At 63.4% G+C, this 18,601-nt stretch carries 15 protein-coding genes and 1 pseudogene; 6 read left to right on the forward strand and 10 right to left on the reverse strand.

Annotated elements, in window-relative coordinates:
• Positions 1–159: 159 nt before the first annotated feature.
• Positions 160–276, forward strand: a pseudogene (locus CDO81_RS29245) (integrase core domain-containing protein); the annotation flags it as partial.
• Between the two features lie 90 nt (positions 277–366).
• On the opposite strand, the gene CDO81_RS00010 reads toward CDO81_RS29245, so the two are convergent.
• From CDO81_RS00010 to CDO81_RS00045, 8 genes are all read right to left on the reverse strand, one after another.
• Complete coding sequence (locus CDO81_RS00010) at positions 367–1,707, reverse strand: hypothetical protein (protein WP_088481135.1); 1,341 nt, start codon at positions 1,705–1,707, stop codon at positions 367–369.
• Positions 1,707–2,999 (reverse strand): hypothetical protein, encoded by a 1,293-nt coding sequence (locus CDO81_RS00015; protein ID WP_144397083.1) that lies wholly within the window; start codon positions 2,997–2,999, stop codon positions 1,707–1,709. Before CDO81_RS00015 ends, CDO81_RS00010 begins: the two co-directional genes overlap by 1 nt.
• Complete coding sequence (locus CDO81_RS00020; protein ID WP_144397084.1) at positions 2,968–4,356, reverse strand: hypothetical protein; 1,389 nt, start codon at positions 4,354–4,356, stop codon at positions 2,968–2,970. The genes CDO81_RS00015 and CDO81_RS00020 overlap by 32 nt, the downstream gene beginning before the upstream one ends.
• A gap of 59 nt (positions 4,357–4,415) precedes the next feature.
• Positions 4,416–5,534 carry an ATP-binding protein gene (locus tag CDO81_RS00025; protein ID WP_144397085.1) on the reverse strand — a complete coding sequence of 373 codons (1,119 nt, stop codon included), beginning with the start codon at positions 5,532–5,534 and terminating at the stop codon, positions 4,416–4,418.
• A 112-nt stretch (positions 5,535–5,646) separates the two neighbouring features.
• Positions 5,647–7,590, reverse strand: coding sequence for a hypothetical protein (locus tag CDO81_RS00030; protein WP_088481139.1), 1,944 nt, complete (start codon positions 7,588–7,590; stop codon positions 5,647–5,649).
• Complete coding sequence (locus CDO81_RS00035; protein ID WP_144397086.1) at positions 7,587–8,300, reverse strand: hypothetical protein; 714 nt, start codon at positions 8,298–8,300, stop codon at positions 7,587–7,589. Before CDO81_RS00035 ends, CDO81_RS00030 begins: the two co-directional genes overlap by 4 nt.
• A gap of 1,151 nt (positions 8,301–9,451) precedes the next feature.
• Positions 9,452–9,790 (reverse strand): helix-turn-helix domain-containing protein, encoded by a 339-nt coding sequence (locus tag CDO81_RS00040; RefSeq protein WP_088481141.1) that lies wholly within the window; start codon positions 9,788–9,790, stop codon positions 9,452–9,454.
• A 113-nt stretch (positions 9,791–9,903) separates the two neighbouring features.
• Positions 9,904–10,488: a hypothetical protein gene (locus tag CDO81_RS00045; protein WP_144397087.1), complete on the reverse strand. Its 585-nt coding sequence runs from the start codon at positions 10,486–10,488 to the stop codon at positions 9,904–9,906.
• A 56-nt stretch (positions 10,489–10,544) separates the two neighbouring features.
• On the opposite strand from CDO81_RS00045, the gene CDO81_RS00050 reads away from it, so the two are divergent.
• A protein-coding gene (locus CDO81_RS00050) for an IS3 family transposase (protein WP_088481143.1) occupies positions 10,545–11,692 on the forward strand; the annotation gives its coding sequence in 2 pieces (ribosomal slippage) (positions 10,545–10,806 and positions 10,806–11,692; 1,149 coding nt in all).
• 449 nt (positions 11,693–12,141) lie between these two features.
• On the opposite strand, the gene CDO81_RS00060 is transcribed toward CDO81_RS00050, so the two are convergent.
• Positions 12,142–12,471 (reverse strand): helix-turn-helix domain-containing protein, encoded by a 330-nt coding sequence (locus CDO81_RS00060; protein WP_088481144.1) that lies wholly within the window; start codon positions 12,469–12,471, stop codon positions 12,142–12,144.
• A 153-nt stretch (positions 12,472–12,624) separates the two neighbouring features.
• Positions 12,625–12,987, reverse strand: a complete 363-nt coding sequence (locus CDO81_RS00065; RefSeq protein WP_158218117.1) for a hypothetical protein — start codon at positions 12,985–12,987, stop codon at positions 12,625–12,627.
• 301 nt (positions 12,988–13,288) lie between these two features.
• Between CDO81_RS00065 and CDO81_RS00070 the strand changes: the two genes are divergently transcribed.
• From CDO81_RS00070 to CDO81_RS27450, 4 genes are all read left to right on the forward strand, one after another.
• Entirely contained in the window at positions 13,289–15,010 is a 1,722-nt protein-coding gene (locus CDO81_RS00070; RefSeq protein ID WP_088481146.1) for a Tn3 family transposase, read from the forward strand.
• Complete coding sequence (tnpC, locus tag CDO81_RS00075) at positions 15,007–15,348, forward strand: Tn3 family transposase post-transcriptional regulator TnpC (protein ID WP_088481147.1); 342 nt, start codon at positions 15,007–15,009, stop codon at positions 15,346–15,348. The genes CDO81_RS00070 and tnpC overlap by 4 nt, the downstream gene beginning before the upstream one ends.
• Positions 15,349–15,696: 348 nt before the next feature.
• Entirely contained in the window at positions 15,697–17,133 is a 1,437-nt protein-coding gene (locus CDO81_RS27445) for a hypothetical protein (protein WP_144397089.1), read from the forward strand.
• A 160-nt stretch (positions 17,134–17,293) separates the two neighbouring features.
• Positions 17,294–18,379, forward strand: a complete 1,086-nt coding sequence (locus CDO81_RS27450; protein WP_144397090.1) for a hypothetical protein — start codon at positions 17,294–17,296, stop codon at positions 18,377–18,379.
• Positions 18,380–18,601: the final 222 nt, after the last annotated feature.

The following is an 18,601-nucleotide window of genomic DNA, read 5'->3' on the forward strand; positions in this document are numbered from 1 at the left end:
CCCTAGGGAACTCCCTAGCCCTCCAGTTGCGGGCACAAACACCCCAACTTGTAGGAACCGTGGATCGACCACGCGCGCCATCCGCAATACTCCACCTGGCGCCTAAGCGGGAAGCGGTTGCCTGCCAGATAGCCGGCCTCCCACAGCGACGACATCATGGATGTTCAGCCAAAGGCTTGGCGGCAGGACTACAACGAGAGTCGGCCTCACAGTGCTCTCAATGACCTGACGCCAGCCGAATATGCCCGTAGAATCAAGGAGATGGGGCCTGCCTAGTGGCCCCGAGACCAGCCGGGACTAGCGCTGCGGGTGGCTCGAAGAATCCAAGCGGATCAAGTCCAAGCGGATCAGTTGGCCGCCCAGTGGCTAACCCCAGCCGAGACGGGGCCGTTTCGGGAGCGTCAAGGCTTTCAGGCCGCCCTGCCCCGACCAGCTCACCGTTCCACGCCGAGGTGCAAGCGCAGATAGGCGAACCACCGGCTTTTCGGTTTGGAGACGGGCGCTCGCCGACGTGGAGCCCCGATTGCCGCCACGTGGCAGCAATCCACAGACCGCATGGACTGGCGCCAGTACGCCCTCCACTGTCACGTCGTCAACGGAACTTAGGACAAGCACCCTGCCCGGGACTGGCTGGACCGACTGCGCGGCAGGCGTTCCCAGCACGGGGATTTCTGCACCCGGCTCAGCCCGGACCAAGGTCCCGACGGCAACTGCGGGTTCGGGCGCCGCAGCCTCCTCGGCGCGCTCTACTTGCAGCGTCCGATATCGCCGGTAGGCCTCGCGCAGACAGGCAATTGCGCCGCCGGGCTCAGAGTCGAGGGTTTCAAGGGGTGCGCGCTCCATCCGTGCGCACCATCCTGTTGTTGTCGGGAACAGCAGGAAATGCGGCCGCCCCTCGACAAGGAGCCGATGCCGCTTGAGCACGGCAACCGAGGCCGCGTCGGGAGCCGACGACGTGGCGACACCCCACCCGTCGCGCTGGCTGTAGCGCAGGCACAGGCCCACGCACACCCGCGTCAGCTGTCGAAGATGCTCAAGACGTTGGGCCCGGCGGGCAGCCTTAGTGCCGTGAGGTTGAGGCAGCAGGACATCCTGGGTACGCTCACCCTGGACCGTGAAGCGGACAGTCCGCACATCGGCCTCACCGGCCAACGAAAGCCGATTCCGGCCGATCATGCTTTTGCCAAGGTCCGCATCTCCTGCCTGTGCCATGCCGTGCGCCACGGCGCGGGCGCGCGCGAAACGGTGCCTCAGTACCGCCAAGGTCGCGTGCCGCAGCAGCCAGTCCGCCTGAGCCTGGCGCAATAGGCCTTCCGGCGCTTTTACGTCGAGTTCCATGCTCATCGCCGCCCGGTCAAGCACGGCGCGCGGCATGCCACACCGGCCCGGTGGCGCAGACCGTGGCAGCCACAGCCGGGAGGACACCTCGCATTCGAGATCCTGACTCCAGATGGCCACGGCCCAGGCCGCCAGCGCGCGGGGGTCGTCAGAGATCTGCTGCGCACACTGGTCAGGCGCCAATGACAGCAGTCGCCGGATGAGGGCGTCGGCATGCGGCACAACATGGCGCGTGATGTACCGGCGCAGCGCCCGGTAGGACTGAGCAGCGACGACATAGGCAAGGTAGTCGCCGTCCCGGACGACCTCGTCGTCGTCGCTAAAAGCGGTGCGCCCGGCTTCAGTGACAGTCAGATCGGTCCGGGCCATCAGGCACCTCCGAGCGGCGAGCCGACGGGGTTGCTCACGGGCTGCGCCTGGGCATCGTCATCCGGTCCCTCCGTCCAAAGATGCGCTGCATTGCGCCAGTCGGAGGGCTCCGGCATCCGAAACCCCATGTCCAGGCCATACTCCACCCCACGGCCAGTAAGTTCAATGGCAGCTCGGTCGATGACGCGCCCGCACCGATGCACGTCAAAGGCGCCGCGCAGGTGAACCAGCGACCGGCTTCGCAGGCGCTCCGCTGTCTCGATATCACCGCGCTCCGCAGCAAGCGCTGCCGCCATCTTCAGCACCTGACGGCCCAAGGCGCTGATGCGATCACCCGACAGCCCGATCAGGGTTGCCGACGCCTCGCGGATCCGGAACACCACATGACCCTGGGACGGGGTCTCCCGCTGACGCATCCACCGGCGGACCGTGTCCGACAAGGGCGGTGGGCACACCACAACCTCGCCCACACGCGAGGACAAGCGCTGGTGCAACCGGATGGACCAATCCGCGACTTGGCGATTGGGCGGCTCGAGATCTCCGGGCGACAGGGTGGCGATCTCCTCCGCGCGCAGGTTGCCGTAGTACAGCAACTCGACAATGAACCGCCGCGGAGCCAAATGCTCGGCCGGGAAATGCAGATCCAGCGTGCGTCGGATCCAGTGCCATTCCTCGGGGGTCACGGTACCCAAGGGCGTGAACCGGCGGGCAGCGCCTTTGACGGCTACGGTCGCCGTGCCATCGTCCATAGCGGTTTTGCCGTAGCTGAAGCGAAGGTCGGCATAGCGTTGCTCAAAGAGCCAATGCACGAGTGCCGCGACCTGACGCAGGGCGTTGTCCCGGGAGGAGCCCACCAGCGGCTTGGCAAACGGTCGCCATCTCATCGAAGTCCTCGACACCCGCGCACCGACCCAGCGCTGCAGCGGCTGGGGATGCGCCAAGAAGCGCGCGAACTCCGCGAAGTCTTGCTCGTCTAGGGAAGAGACCGCCTTGCCTTTGACGAAGCAGGCCCAGTTAAGCAGCTTGTCCGCGACGGCGCGCCGGCTGTGGGCGGTGGTCTCGTGACTTGAAGCCTGCGTCACCCACCAGTCGATCGCGGCGAGATCGTTATCTACGCCGATGAGACAGTGCTCCGCGCATCGATGGGCACCGGCGCTGCCGTCCAGTCCGGGGGGCGTGACAAAGCGCTCCAGTGGCGCGATATCGCAGGGAGGTGTCTGCGCGGGCTCGCCCATTCCTGGCCACGGCTCACCCCAGCCGTCATTCGGGTCCGGCAGTTCCGGATTCGTCATGCCATGCTCCTTCAAAACGTCGGGTCCAGACCAGGCACAGCTGTCGCTGTCCCCTGCCCTCTTCCCAGGTGAAATGGCTCAGTCCGCTAGAGAAGGTCTCCATGAGCGGACTCAGCCTGGGCGTCCAGGCCGTCAGCAGTTCCAGGAACGTCGCGCGGTTCGCCTTGACTTCAGGGGCCTCCCGGTCCGCCTGATCGAACGGCTCGCCCAAAGGACGGACCGCAGCCTGCCACTGTCGCGCCGTCCACAGGTCCTCCAGAAAGCTCCGCCACACGAAATGTCCCCAGACGTTGTCACTCACCTGGACGTCGATCGGCCAAAGCAGCAGCGGTGTGCGCAGTCGCACGCGCGGTTCATCTGCGTCCGGCGCGAGTGGCCACAGCCCTTGCAACAGCGGTGCGGGCGGCCTTGCCTCGCAGCGCGAGATCCAGATCACGAGCGCGTGAAGAGGGGCTGGACACGAGGACCGCCTGGGCACCACGGCTTCGTTCACGCGTTGCCGGTAGAAGACCTCGCTGAACGTGAAGCGATTCCCCCGGCCGGCCAGGCCCAGCCGCCGCATGATGTGGCGACGAATCGACTTGTAGATAGCGACGCGCTCCCTCTGCCGAGGCGGCGGCCGCTGGCAAGGCACGCACGATGACTTCACCTGCGAAACCCGGCTGTCCTGGCCATGATCCAGCACTGCCAGCCCCGACAGCATCCCCAGCGCCTGAAACACGTGCACGCGCTGGCGGCCGGCAGCGTCCGGTGATGGGGTGTCGATCCAGCTTGACACCGTGGGCCATTGCACAGCGAGCGACTCCCAGGCTTGCAGCCGGCGAGCCAGCCGTTGCAGGGGCCGCACGTCGAGCGGCCCGCCCCATCGCTCGAAACAGGCGGTGCCGTCCCAGGCGCTGGCGTACCCGCCACCGCAGGCGGTGCACTGCATGGGCGACTGAAAGCCTTCGACGGTCAACGCATACCTCGGCGTGGGGGCATCGCAATGCGGGCAGGTATCTCGCAGCCGCTCGCCATGCAGGGGGCACCTGGACAGCGCATCGATCTGGAAGAGCGCCGACTGATAGCCGACGTCTGCGCAAGATTGGCAGAACCGCAGGCGTGCGTCGCTGGCGATCACTGTTGCCCAGCCGCCGCACAGGCTGCTGAGAAATCCCGGCAACGCCGACTGGCCCGTGCCCCCCTGGGCCCGGGACGCTGCCCAGGCCCCATAGAGGAAGCTTCGGCCATGCACGGGCCCGAAGCTGTTAGGCAACAGGCGGCTGCCGTAGAGCAATTCGCCTAGGGCGCGCGAGTCCAGCGCGTTGACAAGTGCGATCTTGGCGGTCCGCGTGTATGCCCCTTCCAGGGGATGCATCCACCGCAGGCAGCCCACCAGGCCCCCCTGGAGACTCTGAAAGCGTGGCTGGCTGCCCATCAGAAGAGCGTGTCCTCGTAGCCGCTGAGCCGCACCGCCAGATGCCACATGTCGGGCTTGCCTACGAAACCGGGCCCGTCCAGCGGCATCTGGGCGAACAGGAAGTTGCGCACCGCGCCGTTGATCCAATTCATGCCGATGCTGTCGACGATCTTGGTCTTGCTGATGGCGATGGCCTTGAACTCGTTCCACATGCGATCGGTTTCATGAGCGAGCCGCCAACCGCCCTTGAACGCCTGCGGCATGAAGAACTCGGAATAGCTGATGTCGGTGGCAATCGGGTAGGCGCTTTGCGCGGGATCGTCGTAGGCCTGCAGCGTCTGTCGGAGTTCTTCGGGATCTCGCAGGCCGCGGAACGCACGGGGCGTAAGCAGGAAGCGGCCAATGAGGTCTGTCCGCCCACGTGCAAGCAGGAGCTGCCGCAGCTTCCTGAGCTCCCACGTCTGCCCGAAGGTCACGGTGATCAGTCGGACGTTCTTTTCATGGAGGTCGTTGGCTAGGTCGCGCAGCCACGTCCACTGCCTTTCGCCCCAGTTCTGGCCTTCGTCCACCAGCAGCAGATAGCGATCGCTATCGAGCTCGCGCGCGTGGCAGATCCACATGTTCAGGCACCGGATGCGCTTTTCCTGCACGGTGCCTCGCTGCTCACCCGAGTGACCGGCATCCCCGAGCAGGTCGGAGAAAAATGTCCCCTGGGTGAACTTGTCATGGTCCTTGGCCAGGGCCTTGCCGACGGGCAGGTTGGGAAAAGTCTCGTTGAGCGCACAGACCGTGCGATTGATCGTCGTGGTCTTGCCCGACCGAAAATCCCCCAGCAGGCAGGTGCCGGGATCGCGGTGCACCACCACGCTCTCGATGATGTCGTATGCCTCCTTGAGAGGCGGCGTGGCGACCGCGACCTCATTCCTGGTGACGGGGTGGTCGACGTAAAGCCGGTCGCGGGCTTCGCCCGGCTCCAGGGCCGCCTGGCGGACCTCGCGCAGCGCCGCGGCCTGTGCCACGGCTTCGTCGACGGCGGGCTGGGGCGTTGGGGCAGGCGGTGCAGACAGCGGTGAAGTGCGGCGGCTCCTCTGACGGTTGAGGGGCGGTGTGGCAGCGGTAACAACTGGGTTCAGCATAGCGACCTCCATCGGTCAGGTTGGCGCCCCTTTGGGCGCTTGGTGTCCCCTTGCGGGGGCGGTAGGGGATCAGGCTGACGGAGCAAAGGGGAGCGCCGGGCCTGTCCCACGTTCAGGTCTGGCGCCAGGTAGGGCGCTTGATATGTCCGGGTACGGGGCGGATGAGCAGGGGGGCGGCGTCCGGTTCTGCGTTCAACACGGGCGCCTTGAGCCCGGTGACACGCGAAGCCTCGGCGAGCTTTGTGGCGGCTGGCGAGACGCGCTCCGGCGCTGCCTTGACCTCCTCGAGGGCCTGCCGGGTCAGGTAGGCCAAGTACTCAACGACCGGGTCGTCGCCAGCGAGCCGGCCGTGGCGGATCAGCGCGTTGATGGTCTTGCGCATGGCCCGCGAGTGCGTGTGGGTGGACCAGCCGGTGGTTATGCAGCTGAGCTGGCCGAAGGCCTGCCCGTCCGGCAGGTAGGCCCACACCGTCATGTCGCTCTCGCGGATATGAGTAATGGCCTCTACCCCGATGAGGTCGTAGCGCGATGACAGGGTGTCGCAGCTGTAGCGAACCTCGTCGATCCTGATGTAAGGCGGCGTCAGCGAGCCGGGTTTCGCGCAGCCGCGAATGGGCCGCCGCTCCACGGCGACGCCCAGCGCTGGCGTCTGGGCTGTCGGAGGCACCGGCGGACGCGGCACAAACGTTGCGCTGTGTGCGTCGAGGCCGCGACGCAGGACGGCCAGCGGGGTCTGGCCGCCCAGCGCAGCGTGGCCCGTTGCGTTGTAGTTGGCCAGCAGCACGTCGATCAGATCCAGCAGTCCCTCCCAGGTGATCGCGTGGCGGATAGCGTTCTTCACCGGCACGCTCTTGTGCACGTCCATGGGGTTGGATCCCGTCGACGACGGCTCGCACTGGAAGCCGTACATCTCCAGCGTCTTGAAGAGACGCTCGGTGAAACCGTTATTCCACCAGCCCCCGATGGGACCGAAGGTGACGCTGCACCCCAGGGCGCGGCGCGCTGACTGGATCAGCTTGTTGGCGTAGTGCTGGGCCGCGTTGTCGATCTGCAGGGCGCAGGGACGGCAATGCACGAGGCCGTCGATGCAGCCCACCGGGAAGCCTGCGCCGGGCTTGTAGCTGTGGCCCTTGACCACCAGTTCGCGGGGCTTCCAGGGCACCTCGCACGCGGCGAGCGCCTCCTCGATGGTCTCGGCGCTGATCTCCTTTTGGATGCTGGCGGCATAGCGAAGCACGCAGCGGGATCCGAAGTCCACGATCGGGAAGATCCAGAGCCGCTCGATCACGACCGGCTGCGGGCCGGCCGGGCCGGTGACGATGACGACGCCGTGGCAGTGCAGCTTGTGGGCATCGGCGCCGCACAAATCCAGCGGCGCCATCGCCAGCGGAAACCGCTTCTTCCCCGTGCCGAGCTTCATCTGGTCGCGCGCGTCCGCACCGAACCAGGTCTCCACCGACGACGGATCGGTGGTGATAAAGGCCACGGCGTAGCGCTCGACCGAGCGGCGGCCCATGCTGCGTGAATTGAGCGGGTAGTCCTTCGAAGTGAGGCCCGCCGCCTGGCAAGCCGCCTTGAACGCCGCAAACACGCTGCGAAGGGTGGGATGGCGCGACCTGACCTTGGCCCGCGTCGATCCGCCGTATCGGATCGCCTCATGCAGCCGCTTGCGGATCTCGGGCCTCTCATTCAAGAAGGCCTCGAAAGCCCCGGTGGCGCCTTGTTCGGCCGCCCGGGCCCCGCTGGGCAGGTCCCGGCGCCGGTACGGCACCTGCGACAACCGCACATAGGGCAGCAACCCCCGCCAGCCAGCGATCTGGCCGTCATCGTCGACGGTGAGACAGCGGTTGAGCTTGTCCAGGACGGTTTGCTTGCTGCATTGGCCAGCCTTTGCCGCTTCCGCCAACGCGCCCGTGCGCAAGTAAGTACGCAGGGCCAGCGCCAGACGGTCGAAGCGGTCCCGCTCAAGCGGTGACATGTGTTCCACCGAGACCTTGGGCCACAGGTCGCAGTCCCGCCATGCCAGCGGCACGGTCTTGAAGGTGTAGCTCATCATGCCTGCGCCTCCCAGAATCGGGAGCCGAGCCCCCAGTGCTTCTCGTTGAGGTCGCTGCGATAGCGCCCGAACTGGACGCCTTGCAGCAGCGCTGCGACGTACAGGCCTTCCTTACCCGGTTCCGCCAGGGCGATCACATCGCAAAGCGCCACTTCCTCGCGCGTGTGCAGCAGCGCCGCAACGTCGTTGCCAAATTCATGCAGCGGCCAGGCGCGGGCCTGGGCCAGATAGGGCAACAGCCGGTTCCAGTTCTGCAGGCGCACCGGTTGGCGGACCATATCCTCGGCGGTTTGCAATTCCACGCGGGCCGGCAGTTCCTGGTGCACGCGCTGCGTGATCAGCAACTGCAGGTGATCCATCCGGGTGGCCAGCGCAGGCGTGTCCTCGCTGCGCACGCAGCGCCAAACAACGCTGCCGTCGGCCAGGTGCAGCTCCGCGTTGATCGTCTGGCCCAATTCCTCGCCGACGATGCGCATGGCCCGGGCCTGAACGTCATAGCTCGCCGACCGCACGTCCGGATCCGACTCCACCAGCAGGAAGTGGAAGTACTGCGGGTCGCCGTTCAGGACGACGTCGGCTTGTGCCTTGGGGCTGTAGGCGTACCAGAGGCGGAACTTGCTCTTGCCTCGACCAGCGTAGCCCTGCTGCAGCTTGCCACGCATCTGCGTGCCGAGCCTGCCGGTTGCGGACTTTTTCGGGGCCGCGCTCATGACCGCCGCCTTGGCGGGGTCAGGGGGATAGCGATGTCGTACATGCGGGACCTCCAACGCTGTGAAGGCGCCGCGCCGTGCCAGGGTAGCCGGTCTGTCTGGAGCCGGCCGCGTGTCGCGATGAACGCAGGAAAGGAAAATCGAGGGGCGAGTTCACCCCGTCCTTGACAGCTGCAGGCTAGGCGCCTAGGCTGTCAGGGCCAATGCATTGAGAGACTGCGGAGGCAACTTACGGAGTTCAGGAGAGGCCTGCTTGCGGGAACAAGCGGGCCTTTCCGTTTTCTGGCATGCGCGTGCGCCTTACGAAGTGACGGAAATGCATTCATAGGCGTTGGTCAATCAATGATCAAGGCCGTTTATTGTTGTGCCTGAGCTATCTAATTTACACGCGCGGCTACCCACGGCGCTGTCCAGTTGGACGGTTCGCCGGCTAGGGCTTTGAAGTTCATGGGCAGCACTTTCCCAGTTCTTCGAGAGGCTTCCCGGATATCGGCACCCCGCCTCCCGGTCGCAACAGGCCGACTCCACCAGTGCGCTTCGCGGCCGCTACCAGCGGCGCCATTTCAGGATCAACTCCTCCTCAATGGGTGCCTGGTGGTCGGCACCCGCCGCAGCCGAACTTCTCGTCGGCCGTGTCAGCCAGCACCACGCAGTGTGCACCGGCGGACCGGCAGCACCACACCAGGCGCTCAGAACTACGAGATTTGATTCGTCTGCGACCCCATTGAGTCATTCGGGAAGTCAGATCCTTTGTGTCGTCCGCTAGTTCCGTCAAGACCTTTGCGTCGCACATTTCATAGGTGAATGTCTGGTCGCACGAATCGTCTCCTCCATAGAGACGCCAGGGCAAGGTTACGTTGATTGATGTCGCGGTACTACACCCTATGCCACTGGCTGGACAACTGGCTGACACCAGCGAAGTCCGGCATCCGTCAGCCAAATCTGGATGCGAACTCGGCCAAACTTGTGCCTATGGTCGATCCGAACACCACTTCACCTCGCGCAATCCGACTGGTCGAACCAGGAAGTTAAGTCGCATGGGCGACTGGTTGCCGTAGAGAGGCAGATGCCGAAGCACCGAACAGGCTTGGTTAGCCGACATTCCTGACGAGCCGCCGTGGCCTTCAGGTCGCAACATCTTGATCCCTCGTCTACGTCGATCGCTTGCGAGCACCGGAAGCCTGTCGTGTTGGCTGCCTCGTGGGCGTCCGGCTGCGCGCCCAACGCCGTTCGGCGACGATCTGTTCGCCGACGCGCTTCTCGAAGGCTTGAACAAAAGACGTGATGCTCGGCGCACCAATCGCTAGCAACCAACGATGAAGTTCCACGAGGTCCAGTCGCTGGGCGCCGCGCTCGACCTTGCTGACTGCACTTTGGCCAATCAGTAGGCGCGCGGCAAGCTCATCTTGAGTAAGCCCGGCCGACTGTCTGGCAGCTACAAGAAGCTCTCTCAGGATGTCGTATGGCGGCGGGAACGGCTTCTGGGACATAGGCCACGTATTGCAGTGGCCGGAGGTTCCATGCGAACTTAGAATATTCGAAATCAGACTGCCATTGGCGCTTCGCCAGCTAACGAAGGGCTTACGTGGTAGCTGCGGTCCGATCAGGCTCGATAGTCTGTATCGAGCGGCACTTGACTTCCTTGGCTGCCCAGAAAAACCGCCTCAATCAGCGCGTCAGCATCAGATTGGCAGTCGCGGAGATACTGCCGCGGCATCCTGAGGGACTCACCTATGCAGAGTTGGTGCAGGAGATGCGGCGGCTTCACCCCGTAAGAAATCAGAAGAGCTTGTTGTACGACGTCGTCAAGCTGGATCGGCACATTCTTCCTAGGGGCTACAACCTCACGATGCAACTGACCAGTAGCATTACGCACCGCGGGGACGAGCGACCATCGAAGCGCCCTCTTACGGCCGCCGACTCTACGACCGCCCGCCGGCGTCATCGCGCGGCCGATCGCCTTCAGGCACTTGTTGATGTGGTCGGCGAACCGAACAGTGACTTTGGTCTTGCGGTGAGCCTCACGGGGACGAACGGCGCGGACATAGTGCTTGCAACGCTCGTCGAAGAGCAGCAATCGGTGTTCGTCGACCTTGGACAGGTACTCTTGCTCCACCTTCAGCCGTTTGATGACGCCGAGCGCCCGGACGAAGCGCACATGGGCAGGGTCAGTTGGAATGACCTGCAACCCGCCATCCGTGCCAAGGCAATAGAGAAGAATCCGCGCAACCGAGAGGAAGCGCGATGCGCAAGAGCAGGTACACAGACGAGCAGATCATTGGATTCATCAAGCAGGCCGACGCCGGCATGAGCGTGGCGGACCTGTGCCGCAGGGAGGGCTTCAGCTCTGCCACGTTCTACAAGTGGCGGGCCAAGTTCGGCGGCATGGAGGCCAGCGACGCCAAGCGGCTGCGCGACCTTGAAGTCGAGAACAACCGGCTCAAGAAGCTGTTGGCCGAGGCGGTGCTGGATAACGAAGCGCTGAAGGTGGCGTTCGGCGTAAAGCGCTGAGCCCACCGGCGAAGCGACGCGCGGTGGGCAAGATGCTTGAAGCGACCCCGATCAGTGAACGGCGTGCCTGCGTCTTGGTGGGCTTATCGCGCGACAGCTGGCGGCACCCGCCCCAGCGCGCACAGCACGACCAAGCCACGAGCCAGCGCATCGTCGAACTGGCGCACGAGCGGCGCCGCTTTGGCTATCGACGCATCGGCGACCTGCTGCGGGCCGAAGGCTCGGCGATCAACGACAAGCGCGTATACCGGCTCTACAAGCTGGCCGACCTGTCGGTGCGCAAGCGCCGCGGCAAGCAACGCCTGAAGCTTGAGCGCGTGCCACTGCACGAGCCGCAGACCCTCAATGAAGTGTGGAGCATGGACTTTGTGTCCGACAGCCTGGCCAGCGGGCGGCGCATCAAGTGCCTGACCGTCACCGACGACTTCAGCCACGAGTGCGTGGACATCGCTGTGGATCACGGCATTGGTGGCGAGTACGTGGTGCGGCTGCTGGATCAGGCTGCGCGGTTCCGAGGCTATCCGCAGGCCGTGCGAACGGACCAGGGGCCCGAGTTCACCAGCCGGGCCTTCATGGCCTGGGCGCAGGCCAAGGGCGTGCGCCACATCCTCAACCAACCGGGCAAGCCAACGCAGAACGCCTACATCGAGAGCTTCAACGGCAAGTTCCGCGACGAGTGCCTGAACGAGCACTGGTTCCAGAGCCTGAAGCAGGCCCGCGTTGAGATTGCGCGCTGGCGGATCGACTACAACGAGGTGCGGCCGCACAGCAGTTGCGGACGAATGCCAGCCTTCTTCGCAGGGACACCAGCGAAGTTCGCAGCCCTACATCGACAGTCAACCGGCGGCGCCGTGCCGGCGCCGCAGCAAACCCTGGAGTAATCTCCTTCAACCCAGCGGATTCCTTACAACGTCTGGCACGGGTACTGGGGGCAGGTCACCTCTTGCGTCGTCTGCCACAGGCGATGTCGATGTCCTATGTTTGGGTGTTCGCCAACGTCACGGTCGGCAGCCACGAGTCCATAGAGGCGTTCAACACACAAGGCATCGACCGCGCGATCGACATCGAAGCACTTTTGGAATTCAACGAGACGGATCTGCGGGACCTGATCGGCGCGTACGAGAAGAACCAGCCCCCGAGCTCGGAACTCGGCGAGGTCGCCAGCCAGTTGACGATCGACCGATTCAAGCAGTTGCTGCTCCGCAGCGCCGACGCGCTTGGACGTTGCCAACCGCTTCGGCCAGCGCCTGCTGGTTCAGCCCGGCCTCGATGCGGAGTTGCACCAACTCGGAGGCGAAGGCGGTCTCGGCCGCCGTTGTCCGCCACTTGTTCATGCCGTGCGGCGATGCCGATCTCGTGTGCCCAGACGCAGGTTCTCGAACGAGGCGATCTCGTCGCGCACCGAAGCGAGCAACTTCTCGACCTCCGCCGCGCTGCCCTTGCTGCAGAACGACAGCGTCAGGAGCGTCAAGGGATGCACGCCCATCGTCTGCGCCAGTTGGACGACCTTGTTGAGCGACGGGCTGGCCCCCTGGTTCTCTAGCCGGCTGAGATGGGTGCGGCCGGAGACCTCATAAAAGTCTTCCTGCGACAGTCCGCGCTCGAGCCGCACGGCGCGCAGCGCCTGGCCGAATTTTGGGGGTGCTGCCTTGAGACTCATTGCGGGTCGATTCCGGCCCGCATTGGCTCATCATGCACCTTTAAGGACTACACCATATAAGGTGCATTCGCCGGGAAACGAGGCCCCATTGAGGCCATCTGAACCGTATTGGTTTCCGCTTTGCGAAGGCACTACCCGTGGACCGGCGTGCTGCTACGGCAGTGAAGCGAAAGCGGCGCGCAGCTTGTCGCCGAGCTTGCCGATCAGCGCCATCGCCTGGAGGGACGAACTGTCCGCCCGGCTGCCGGCCAGCGACGCACCGGCTCGGCGACAGGCTGCTGCGACCGCTTCGGCTGCACCGGCGATCTCATCGTGCGCATTCTCCATGGCGATCGTCATTCGCAGCACCTGCAGCAGGCGGTCGACGTCCTCGAGGTGCCCGGCCAGTTGGCGCTGCCACGCCTTCGTGCGGGCAAGCCCCTTCAGCATCAGTTGGACCAGATCGGACAGGTCATGGATGATCTTGGCGACCACTGTCAGCCGTGGATCTGTGGGGCTGGAGGTAGCGATCATCACGTCGCAGCGGGGATGGTTTTCCGGCGCTTCGTTCGCCCAGCTGTGGTGTCGGCTGCAACCGCTGGTCGCGGCGTCAGCCGCTCGACCAGCGCCTGTAACGTCTGGGCTTCAGCTTGGTGGCGCGATACGGGGGCGTGCCGAGATACGGTCAAAAATGATACTTAAGCCCTGGGGTGATTAGCTCTCGCCGCGTTATTCGTCCAACGCATACCACCTCCCTACTTCAAGGGGCGAAGCGCCGCCCGCACCGTCACAGACCCTCTACAGAATGCGCCGCCAGTTCAAGAACTGAGGTGGCTGAATGGCATCGGTTGAGAGGACGGCGTATCCACGATTCCCGAGAACGATCACGCTGAAGGATCTGCAGGCGTCTTTCACACCCACCGCCGAAGAACTCCATTGGGCTCAGGGCTTTGCCCGCAGCGCTGATCGCCGCCTCGCACTGCTTGTGCAGCTCAAATGCTTCCAGCACCTGCATCATTTCGTGGACGTCGGCGCCATCCCCGCTGAGATCGTGCGCCACGTCAGCGGCTGCCTCTCGATGCCGGCGCAGGATGCCGTCACCTATCCCGACGCGCACAGGTCGCTCTATCGGCATCACGAGGCGATCCGGACTCTTCTTGGCGTCCGACCGTTTGCCGGCACCGCCGCCAAAAGGGAGGCCAACCAGATTGCGCTCGAAGCCAGCCAAATCGTCGATACGCGGACCGATGTCATCAACATCCTGGTCGACGATCTCATCCAGCGTGGATACGAGCTGCCGAGCTTCAGCGCGTTGGTGCTGATTGCCGAACAGGTGCATGAGGCCACCCAGCAGGCGCTGCACGAGCGCATTGCACAGCGTCTCGGCCAGGCGCAGCGCGAGTGGTTGGATCGCCTCATCGAGAGCGACCTTGAAGCGCGCCAGACGCTCTACAACCGGATCAAGCGTTCGGCCAAGAAGGCGTCCCGCAAGCACCTGGATCTCCTCCTCGGCCAACTGGCCTGGCTCGAGTCCCTGCCGGACTGCGATGCGCTGCTCGAAGGCGTGCCGGAAACGAAACTGCGCCACATGGCCGACAGCGCGGCCGTGCTCGATGCCGGCGAACTGAAAAGCTACCGGCGCATGGGGGCGGTGGCCTACCGCCACGTCGCCGACAATTACATCGCGGTGTTCCGTCACTTCATACCACCAGGCTTCCACGAGGCCGTCTACGTCATCGAGGGCCTGCTCAAGGCCGGCCTCAGCACGAAGGCCGACACCGTCTACTCCGACACGCATGGGCAATCGGAGACGGTCTTCGCGTTCACCCATCTGATGGGCATCCAGCTGATGCCGCGCATCCGGAACTGGAAGGACCTCAAGTTCTACCGGCCGGACAAGGCCACGCGCTTCAAGCACATCGACCGCCTGTTCACTGACACGGTGGACTGGGATGTCATCAAAGAGAACTGGCAGGAGCTGATGCAGGTGGCGATCTCCATCAAGGCCGGCCGCATCGCCTCGCCCACTCTGCTGCGCAAGCTCAGCAACGAAGGCCGGCACAACCGCCTGTTCGCCGCGGCGCGCGAACTCGGCCGCGTGCTGCGGACGGTCTACCTGCTCAAGTGGATTTCGAGCAAGCAGATGCGCCAGGAGATCACCGGCACGACCAACAAGATCGAGTCGTACCACGCCTTCACGAAGTGGCTGGACTTTGGCGGCGACGTGATTGCCGAGAACGATCCGAGCGAGCAGCAGAAACGCCTGCGATACATCGACCTGGTCGCCTCAGCGGTGATCCTGCAGAACACGGTCGACATGATGAAGGTCGTGCAGGATCTGTACTACAAGGGCGATCAGGTGGACGTCGCCGACCTGGCCTACCTGAGCCCCTACATGACGAGCGCGATCAAGCGCTTCGGCAACTACCATCTGGACCTGAAGAAGCCGCCGGAGCCTTGGGTCAAGGAAGCGATGTTCCGCGACGCCGCGAAGCAGTCCCGCCAGGCGCGCAACGGCGCGACCGATGCCTCGTCCGGCGACAACCCCACAGCCTCATGAGCGAACCGACCGTCTCCACACCCTACGGCGTGCTTGACCGCGCAGCACTGCTGAAAGCTCAACAAAGCTTCGACACCCGCGTGCTACTGCAGATGGTCGAGGCGCTCGACCGCTTCATCGCCGGCGCGCGAGAGCAGGACGGGCTGCGCGATCAGCTGCTTGAACTGCACCGCGTCAGCCATTCGGTCATCAACGGTGCAGGTCTCTCCGGATCTAGCGACGCAACGTTGCCGGAACTGGCTACCGACATCCTCATGGAACTGAATGAGATGGTGACCATGCTGCGCGGCTGGTGCACGCCGCTTGAAGAACTGCAGGCGCTGTCGGTGCCGGAGTAGGAAGTTGCAACCCCCTACGGCAGGAAAGCAGTGGGTAGAGCCCGATGCTCTAGTCCGATCAGACCATGGTGCGCTTGCGGAATTCACAGCGATTTCGCAGGGTGCGGGGACGATCCCTCTTTTGGGTTGTGTGTTGATCGAGGTGGTTCCATGAAGAGAAGCGGTGCTTTGGGACTGCTCAGCGTTGTATTCGCGGCTGTTGCGATGCTTCCAGGATGTGGTGGCGGTGGCGGTGGGAGCGATGTGCCAATTGCAACCCCCTCTGGGACTGGATCCAACCCAGCCGACGTCTCCCCAGGCACAGGCCAACCCACCAGCGTCGATCCGGACAAGGTCCCCACGGCCCCAATGCCGACCGACCTGGTTTACGCAGACGCCGTGCCGGCGAATGCCAGTCTTTTTTCCGTGGGACCCTCTCGCTGGTTGGTAAGCAACCTCACCGTTGAACGCTCGGTCCAGCGTCTTGCGTCCTCCGGTTCCAGTGCCTACGCAGGCTGGGTCGAATACGACAAGCGCACAGCCGGCGGCGCGACGTCCACCGGCCGCCTCAAGCTTGCGAGCATCGCCCAAACTGGGTTGAGCGTTGGCTCCGCCGCGACCTCGCCGGGCGGCTTCGTCGAAGGCCGCAATCTGGCCATCGCCGCCAGCGATGCCGGAGGCGCCATGGCGGCCTGGGTCGAGTTCGCGCAGGGCAATAACGGTTCTGAGTGGCGAATTCGCGTCGCTGGCTTCGGTGCTGGCGGCGTTTCAACACCCAGCGAGATCGCTGCCATTCCCGATACGAGCGCAGCCAAGATTGACAAGTTGATCTTGCGCTTCAACACCGACGGCTCGCCGGAGCTGTTCTGGCTGTTGCAGACGTGGCGACCAGGTACTGGGGAAGTGGGCAGTTCAGCCTTGTGGCGTGCGGTGCGCGTCGGCAACAGCTGGCAAGCAGCGCAACTCCGCCAGGTTTCAGACGGCACCATCGACGATCTCACCGCATGGTCCGGAGATGCCCAGGGGCAGGCTGGTGTCGCGTGGATCGAGCGCAACGGCACCTCGACGAAGTTGTTGACGGCAACGGCTTCCACATTGCCTCAAGCTCAACCAACCAGCGTGGCCACTGCGGCATCGATGACCGAAGTCCAAGCCGCGCGTAGCTCGGGATTGGTTGCCCTTGCATGGCGTGCCAGCGACTGTTCCGGCGCCACCCGTCAAAGTTCGTCCTCCAATATGGCAAAGCCGATGGCGGTCATTGCCGCAGCTGCGACCCCGTTCTCAACCTGCCTGACGGTTCGCGAGGGCGGTTCGGCGTGGAAAGACGTTCGGACGCTGGGCAGTCTGACCAGCAATGAGTTCGATACGGCAGCGATCGCCATTCGACCGTCCGGGGAAATCCTGGTTGTCTGGAGTGGCGAGATCGGCGCCAACAAGCGCGTCGCAGCGGCAGCGTGCACTACGGCTTCCTGCGCTACCGCGACCACGTTGGCCACACCGAACATGGGATCCATCGCGCGAACCGCAGTCACCGCCACGTCTTCAGGATTCGCAGTGTCGTGGGTCGACATCGATCCATATGCACAGTATCTAACTGCCGTACGTTTTGTGCGCACCAACGCTTCTGGCGTGATGGCTGGGACACCCGTGCCTGTCCGAGCCGTGTTCTACGGCTCTGGCATGTCCCCGACGAACAAGGAACCGGCTCTGGCTGCGGTGGGTGACAACGTGGTTCTGACGTGGCGAACTGATCGATTCAATACCGATGCCACCCAGGATTTCAACGCTGCCTGGCTCGCCCCTTAAATTGAGGACATGCTGTCGATTTTATTGGCCTGCATACCCCTAATTTGAAGCCGCTTCCTCAGTACAACTGAGCCGTTGGGATTATTTCGGCTTCAGTATTGAGCACTCTCCTGACACAGCAATGCCCTAATCTAAGGGGATTGTCTTATGGGAGAGCAGAATGAAAGTTCGCGGATATATATTTGCGGTCGCAGCATTAGTCTTGACGACCTCTGCAATTGCGCAGGTCAATTCGACTTTTGCCACCCGAACACCAATTTTCTCGGGCGGAGGTAATGGACCCGTCACCATTACCACTAGCTTAAACACGAATCAACAGGTGGAAAACGTTCTGGGTTGCTCGTACCCACGATCAGCGCCCAACCCTGTGATGACCTACGGATACAACGCTTGGTATTCCTACATTGGAAGTCAAGATGGGTATCTTGAAGTCCGTCCACAGGTGTTCCACGCCGACGGCATACTTTATTACGGCTCCAATCTAAATGCCCTTGAAGGGCCATTGGATAAGTTTGCATACGGCTCGACCAACGTTCAATACATTAGGGTGACGCCTGGAAAAGAAATTATCAAGCGTAATTGCTGGGGATCGAACTCGCCCCCCGGCATTATCACCGACGGCGTAGCAACATTCCGGTTCCTTCCTGGTTTGCAAGCGGATTTGGCGACTGCTACGGAAGTGACACGAGCCTCGCAACATACTGGCTTCAACGTACGCGCTCAGGTTGGAAACAACACTAGCAATACGCCCTCGGGTCACTTCATTCTGACGGTCACGCTGGAAAGCGATAGAGGCTTCTCAATCGTACCGACCGATCTTGGTAATGGAGGTACTGGCATCATCGGGAGTGATACTTATAAGGGAACAGGGTTGAATCCCACCGTTTCGGCTTTGAGCTGTGCCCAAGGCCGGTGCCGAATGACTGTAACTTTCCAAAAAGCTAATCAGCCCGTTCCGGTGGCAGGCACCGCCTCGGACGGTTACTATTACGCAGTTATTCCAGTCTCGACGAGTTCAGAAAGCTTCCGGGCGACAGCCGCAATTTCAGCCCTTGAGAATCCTGATCCGAATTTGGCCAACAACAGTGTCTCTACAGACTATGTCCCTCCGCCTCCTGACCCAGGTAGCAGTCAACCTGTGGGAGCAGGTGCCACTGTCCCCACGGCGGCCGAGTGGCAGCTGCTGATCTTTGGCGGTGCCCTCTTTGCAGCTGCGGTCCTTGCGGTTCGTGGCAGGCAGCGCTAGGCGTGAATGAGACGCAAAAACTTGACATGCGGCTGGTCCGCATGTCCGTCGTTTTTTTGGTCACGTACGGCCTTTTAAACTTGGGCTACTTTCTGCTCCCGGATGGGGACCTCAAGAAAATTCACGAGTGGGCGATATTGAAGCCAGCGGCAGCCACTTTAAATGGACTTTTCGGCGCGTCAGTTAGCATCATCGATAACGGCTTGGTTTCTGACGGAATCT

Origin of the sequence: Roseateles puraquae (assembly GCF_002205845.1) — a bacterium.
Classification (GTDB): Bacteria; Pseudomonadota; Gammaproteobacteria; order Burkholderiales; family Burkholderiaceae_C; genus Pelomonas; species Pelomonas puraquae.

Excerpts from the sequence above, each read along its gene's own strand:
- CDO81_RS00010 (WP_088481135.1), bottom strand. The coding sequence starts at position 1,707 with ATGGCCCGGACCGATCTGACTGTCACTGAAGCCGGGCGCACCGCTTTT.
- CDO81_RS00015 (WP_144397083.1), bottom strand. The coding sequence starts at position 2,999 with ATGACGAATCCGGAACTGCCGGACCCGAATGACGGCTGGGGTGAGCCG.
- CDO81_RS00020 (WP_144397084.1), bottom strand. The coding sequence starts at position 4,356 with ATGCATCCCCTGGAAGGGGCATACACGCGGACCGCCAAGATCGCACTT.
- CDO81_RS00025 (WP_144397085.1), bottom strand. The coding sequence starts at position 5,534 with ATGCTGAACCCAGTTGTTACCGCTGCCACACCGCCCCTCAACCGTCAG.
- CDO81_RS00030 (WP_088481139.1), bottom strand. The coding sequence starts at position 7,590 with ATGATGAGCTACACCTTCAAGACCGTGCCGCTGGCATGGCGGGACTGC.
- CDO81_RS00035 (WP_144397086.1), bottom strand. The coding sequence starts at position 8,300 with ATGAGCGCGGCCCCGAAAAAGTCCGCAACCGGCAGGCTCGGCACGCAG.
- CDO81_RS00040 (WP_088481141.1), bottom strand. The coding sequence starts at position 9,790 with ATGTCCCAGAAGCCGTTCCCGCCGCCATACGACATCCTGAGAGAGCTT.
- CDO81_RS00060 (WP_088481144.1), bottom strand. The coding sequence starts at position 12,471 with ATGAGTCTCAAGGCAGCACCCCCAAAATTCGGCCAGGCGCTGCGCGCC.
- CDO81_RS00070 (WP_088481146.1), top strand. The coding sequence starts at position 13,289 with ATGGCATCGGTTGAGAGGACGGCGTATCCACGATTCCCGAGAACGATC.
- tnpC (WP_088481147.1), top strand. The coding sequence starts at position 15,007 with ATGAGCGAACCGACCGTCTCCACACCCTACGGCGTGCTTGACCGCGCA.
- CDO81_RS27445 (WP_144397089.1), top strand. The coding sequence starts at position 15,697 with ATGCCGACCGACCTGGTTTACGCAGACGCCGTGCCGGCGAATGCCAGT.
- CDO81_RS27450 (WP_144397090.1), top strand. The coding sequence starts at position 17,294 with ATGAAAGTTCGCGGATATATATTTGCGGTCGCAGCATTAGTCTTGACG.